The organism is Citrobacter sp. Awk 2, from assembly GCF_028069815.1.
GTDB lineage: Bacteria > Pseudomonadota > Gammaproteobacteria > Enterobacterales > Enterobacteriaceae > Citrobacter.
The window spans coordinates 1-473 of record NZ_JANEWL010000261.1 but is presented as its reverse complement, the minus strand read 5'-3'; the positions used below and the strand labels follow the sequence as shown (position 1 = coordinate 473).

General features: G+C 30.9%; 1 pseudogene. It reads left to right on the top strand.

Going from position 1 to position 473, the window contains the following annotated elements:
• Nucleotides 1-473 (top strand): annotated as a pseudogene (locus NNO02_RS23535) (hypothetical protein); the annotation flags it as partial.

Sequence of the window (473 nt, the reverse complement as noted above, 5' to 3'; positions counted from 1 at the left end):
ATAATAAATAGTGTGGAAGTTGAAAATATCTGGGATGTAAATGATTTAGAAAAAATAGCAGAAAAGTATGAGCAGGAATCATTTGTTTATCCAGATTCTTGGGATGGTTTCCTGAAATATGTCACAGAGAAATTTCCATTCGTTAGATTTTCAACTAATGCAATAGAGATTTTGAATAAACAGCAATTTAATAATGTCGCTTGTGAAAGAGGGATATTTTTGACATCTATACTTAACGAATATGTAGAAAGTAGAAATGCTGATGGAACATACTCGGAAAGGACAAATGTTATATTAAAGGATTACTTTTCTGGGAGTAGGGCATTGTTCACTGATGAATCATCAACAAATAAAGATGTTTTCAAAAGTGATATGACGTTTACTATCGATGGAGCTAAGGTTCTATGTTCATGGCATGGTAAAATTAGTTTTAGAGTATTTAGAATGCATTTTAATTACCCGATAAAAAATAG